Here is a 4,261-nt window from a genome sequence, read left to right on the forward strand (position 1 = left end):
GCCGCCGCCGGTCCCTTCGCGTCGTGCGCACGTCCCGGTCGCGACGTCGACACCACCTCGTCCACCGGGTCACGAAGAAGGCAACGGAGCAGCCCCGAGAACCGCCCGACGCACACGACCGACGAACGGCCTCGAGCTCGCGATGGCCGGCTGCACCGAGCCGACCCCGGCAGCTGTGGACGAGGGAGGTCGCCCTCGATCCAGGTGCCGCATCGACCACGGCCGAACGACGACAGGCGAACGACGACGGGCGAGTACCGGGCAGACGCGACGGGGCCGTCCTCGACCGTCGCCGGCGCCGCCGGGCCGCCGTGGCCATCGGCCGGGCCCCGGGCACGGGCCGCTCCGGCGAGCCGGACGGCCCCGGACCTGCTCGGGCGGATGCCGTCGGCCGCCGTGAATGCCCCGACGGGCACCGAGGCCGAGGCCCGGAGCGGCCCGGTGCACGGCCGGACCCGGACGATCCACCAGAACGCACCGCGACGTCGACGCCCCTGGGGCGAGGTCACCGCGGTGGTCGTTCCCTGCGTGGTGCAGGGGACCGCCCGGGATCTGCTGCGGGCGAGGGAGGACCGCTGGGGGATCCGGTGCGCGCCCGTCACCGGGTCTCGACACTGCTCCTGCGTCACGGGATCGTCCACACCGGTGGGGCGGCGTGGACGGGCGCCCGCCACCCGTGGCCGGCCCGCCGGCACCTGGATTCCCCAGTCATCGTCGGGACGGACCGGCACGAGGCGCCGTCCGGAAGCCGTCCGGGCGGCACCTCGTCCTGCCCTCTGGGCAGGGAGCCTCTTGCTGACCAGCGAGCACTGTCGGTTGTCGGTTCCGGTCGAATAGGTAGCTGAAGTTCCGGTCGAAAAGTGAGCAGCTCGTCCAACGATTGGAGAGTGATCACTGTGGAGGATTGGGCGCTGATCCGTCAGCTGCATCGGGTGGAGGGCTTGTCGCAGGCGGCGATTGCCAGGAGGTTGTCGCTGTCGCGGAACACGGTGGCGAAGGCGATCCGTTCCACGGACCCGCCGTCCTACTCACCGCGCCCGCCGGTGGAGGGGGCCTTCAGCGAGGTCGAGGCCGCGGTGCGGGATCTGCTGGCCCGCTTTCCGTCGATGCCCACTGCGGTGCTCGCGGAGCGGGTCGGCTGGGACGGGTCGAGGTCGTGGTTCTACGCCAACGTGGCCAGGTTGCGCCCGGGGTACCGGGTGGCGGATCCGGCGGACCGGCTGGTCCATCATCCCGGGGAGCAGATCCAGTGCGATCTGTGGTTCCCGGGCCGACTGATCCCGGACCACGCCGGGGTGTTCCGGGACTTCCCGGTGCTGGTGATGGTCGCCTCCCACTCCCGCTTCGCGGCGGCTGCGCTGTTGCCCACCCGCACCACCGGGGACCTGCTGGCGGGGATGTGGTGGTGCCTGACCGAGGGGTTCTCCGCGGTGCCGCGGCAGCTGTTGTGGGACAACGAGGCCGGGATCGGGCGGGGCGGGAAGCTCGCCGAGGGTGTGGCCGGGTTCTGCGGGGCGCTGGGGGCGCGGCTGGTGCAGGCCCGCCCCTACGACCCCGAGACCAAGGGCGTGGTGGAGCGGTTCAACGGGTACCTGGCCACCTCGTTCCTGCCCGGGCGGACCTTCACGTGCGCGGGGGACTTCCAGGCCCAGCTCACCGGTTGGCTGGTCATCGCCAACCAGCGCACCCACCGCACCACGCGCACCCGCCCGACCGAGGCCATGGCCATCGAGCGGGAGGCGATGGGGGCGCTGCCGCCGGTGTCAACGGTCAGCGGGACTTCCCGGTGGGCGGTCAGGTGATCTACCTGCCGGCGGACAGCTGATCTCCCTGTCCGCGGTCAGTTGATCTCCCTGCCGGTGTCAGCTCAAGGGGACCACCCCGCGTCCGGCGGTGGCCTCGGTGAGCCGTAGCGAGGTGCCCTCGGTGATGATCACGTGGGCATGGTGCAGGAGCCGGTCGACGGCGGCGGTGGCCAGGGTCTTGGGCATGATGGTGTCGAACCCGGCCGGGTGGATGTTGGAAGTGACGGCGAGGCTGCGGCGTTCGTAGGTCGCGTCGACGAGGCGGTAGAAGGCCTCGGCGGCGGCTTGGCCGGAGGGCAGCATCCCGATGTCGTCGACCACGATGAGCTCGGCCCGGGTGATGCGGTTGATGGTCTTGCTGATCGAGCCGTCCACGGCGGCGCGCCCGATCGCGGCGGTGAGGGACTCGAGGGTGAACCAGGAGACCCGCATGCCGGCGTCGATGACGTGGTGGGCGAGGGCCTCGACGAAGTGGGTCTTGCCGGTGCCCGAGGGCCCGGAGATCGCGAGGTTCTCGGCACGACCGACCCACTCGAGGGTGGCCAGGGCGGACTGGGTCGGTGCGGGGATCGAGGAGTCGTGCTCGCGCCAGGAGTCGAAGGTCTTCCCGGCGGGCAGGCCGGCGGCCTTGCGGCGGGCCGTACGGGTGGCCTCGTCGCGCCCACGGGCTTCCTCGGCGAGCAGCACCCGCAGCACCTCGGTGGGGTCCCAGCGTTGGGAGCGGGCGGTGGCCAGCACGTCGGGGGCGGCCGCGCGCAGGTAGGGCATCCGCATCCGTTTGAGCACCGCGGCGAGGTCTTCGGGCAGCGGCGGGGCCGGCGGGGCGGTGGTGGTCGTGTTCATCGGGCGGTCTCCTCGGTCCTGTCGGTTGTGCTGGTTGTCGTGGGGGCGCCGAAGGCGGCCCAGGCGGCGGTGCCGGGCTGGGCGGAGTGGGTCTCGTCGGCGGCCACGAGCCCGGCGGCGGTGGCCCCGGTGGCCTGGTGGTCGAGGATCGCGGCCAGGTCCCCCTCGCCGAAGCGCCCAGCGGCCGCGGCGATCCCGAGGGCGGCGTCCACGGGCCCGGCCCCGGTGAGGGCGGCGAGCTCGACGGCGGCGGCCATCTTCGCCCGGATCCGGGTGGCCCCGGCCGCGGAGGCCTCGATCAGCCAGGCCTGGGCGCCGGCGCCCAGGGCCAGGAACTCGGCCTCGGCCGCCGACCGGGCCTTCGGCCGGGGCGGACGTGGGGCGCCGGCGGGGTCCTGCGGGTGGTCGGGGTAGTGGGCCAGGTCGATCCGCGGATTGCCCGGGGTCGAGAGCCGGTGGCGGGCGACCTCGGTGAGCCCGGCCCGCCCGGCAGCCCAGCCCGGGGTCACGGCGAGGGTGTCGAGGTCGGCCACGACCACCAGCTCCTCTCCGGCGACCCGCACCCACACCTCGGCTCCCACGAGTCCAGGCGGGGTGGAGTAGCGCACCGAGCCGAACCGGATGGTCTGGTCGGTGCCCACCGTGCGGGTCACCCCCAGGGTCGCCGTGTGCGGGGCGACCGGGAGCACGTGCAACCGCTGCTGCTCCTCGACCAGCGCCTGGTCGGGCACCCGGGCCGTCTCCCGGTGGGTGCGCCCGTTGACCTTGGTGCAGAACGCCGCACAGGCGGCCTCGAGCTGCCCGAAGGAGGCGTAGTGCTCGCGCAGGTTCGCCTCGGTGGGCACCAGGTCGGCCTTGGCGATGCGCACCGTGGACTCCGACCCGCCCTTGGACTCCGGGTCGTAGGGCACGCAGGTGTGCACCTGGGTGCCGTAGTGCCGGCCGGCTTGAACGATCTGCGGATGCCGCACCGGCACCCCGGCGACGTGATCGACGGTCACGGTCCTGGGGTTGTCGGTGAGCACGTAGGTGGGCACCCCGCCGATCCTCGTCAGGGTCGCATCCAGGCACCCGATCAACGTGGGCAGGGTCTGGTCCCACACCGGGATCACCACCCGGAACCGCGACCACGCCAGCCAGGCGCAGAACAGCCAGGTGCGCCGCGGGGTGCCGTCGGGGCCGGGGACCCTCGGGCCTTCGCCCCAGTCGAACTGCAGCCACAAACCCGGCTCGGTGATCCAGGGCCGGTAGGTGCGCCGGTGCCCGGCCCGCCAGGCCGCCTTGACCTGCGCCACCGCCCGCCGGGTGGTGCGCTCGGTCCCGCAGAATCCGACCGCGACAAGGCGGGCGTGGACGACGTCGGCGCGGACCGTGCCCTGGCTACGCTCCACCCACTCCTCGATCTTGGGCAGGTGCACGTCGATCATCCGGGGACGCCGACCCGGCCCCGTCACCGGCCGGCCCGCGTCCCGAGCGGCGGCGTAGCGACGGACCGTCTTCGGATCGACCCCGGCCAGGGCCGCGGCCGAGTGCGCCGAGCCGGTGGCGTCATAGGCTTCGAGAATTTCCATGATCTCCCTGTCAGACTTCTTCATGCGTCCCTCCGGCGGGTG

2 protein-coding genes and 1 pseudogene are annotated in these 4,261 nt (G+C 73.4%); 1 reads left to right on the forward strand and 2 read right to left on the reverse strand.

All coding sequences use genetic code 11. The features are described 5' to 3' along the window. Positions 1-896: 896 nt before the first annotated feature. Positions 897-1,784, forward strand: a pseudogene (gene istA / locus ACH9EU_RS12400) (IS21 family transposase); the annotation flags it as partial. Positions 1,785-1,862: 78 nt separating this feature from the next. Here the strand turns inward: istA (ACH9EU_RS12400) and istB are convergent. Both istB and istA (ACH9EU_RS12410) read right to left on the reverse strand, forming a co-directional pair. Beyond that, a complete protein-coding gene (gene istB / locus ACH9EU_RS12405) occupies positions 1,863-2,648 on the reverse strand; it encodes an IS21-like element helper ATPase IstB (RefSeq protein WP_396413154.1) in 786 nt (261 codons plus the stop codon). After that, complete coding sequence (istA, locus tag ACH9EU_RS12410; RefSeq protein WP_396412162.1) at positions 2,645-4,243, reverse strand: IS21 family transposase; 1,599 nt, start codon at positions 4,241-4,243, stop codon at positions 2,645-2,647. The genes istB and istA (ACH9EU_RS12410) overlap by 4 nt, the downstream gene beginning before the upstream one ends. Between the last annotated feature and the right edge of the window lie 18 nt (positions 4,244-4,261).

The sequence above is a fragment of the Kocuria rhizosphaerae genome (assembly GCF_044462265.1).
Taxonomy (GTDB): domain Bacteria; phylum Actinomycetota; class Actinomycetes; order Actinomycetales; family Micrococcaceae; genus Kocuria; species Kocuria rhizosphaerae.

Coding starts and splice junctions, on each gene's coding strand:
- istB (WP_396413154.1), bottom strand. CDS start 2,648: ATGAACACGACCACCACCGCCCCGCCGGCCCCGCCGCTGCCCGAAGAC.
- istA (WP_396412162.1), bottom strand. CDS start 4,243: ATGAAGAAGTCTGACAGGGAGATCATGGAAATTCTCGAAGCCTATGAC.